The sequence below is a fragment of the Brevibacillus sp. SIMBA_040 genome, assembly GCF_046535075.1.
Lineage (GTDB): Bacteria > Bacillota > Bacilli > Brevibacillales > Brevibacillaceae > Brevibacillus.
In genome coordinates this window covers 1-229 of the sequence record NZ_JAWRXI010000457.1, presented here as the reverse complement: position 1 = coordinate 229, position 229 = coordinate 1, and the positions used below count along the sequence as shown (strand labels likewise).

Here is a 229-nt window from a genome sequence, read left to right as displayed (position 1 = left end):
GCTCAAATGGATCTCCTGCATTGCTGCAGCATCCAAATTCCAGAGAGTAAATCTAGCCTTCTCCTGAGCCTCAGTTTGAGCCCGGGTCCACGCAGATATAAAAACTCGCATGTGCTGTGCGATCTCACGCTGCCTTTTCAATTGTTGATAACTTAGCTTAATGCCGTGAGCGCCAAAATTTGCTTTGAAAACCTCACTCTTAGGCAACAGCATTAAGCCAGCCGCGCTA

General features: G+C 47.6%; 1 protein-coding gene. It reads right to left on the bottom strand.

The window, feature by feature from the left end; genetic code table 11:
- Positions 1 to 229: hypothetical protein (locus SB752_RS33425; RefSeq protein WP_410719663.1), on the bottom strand; the 229-nt coding region annotated here is incomplete at both ends.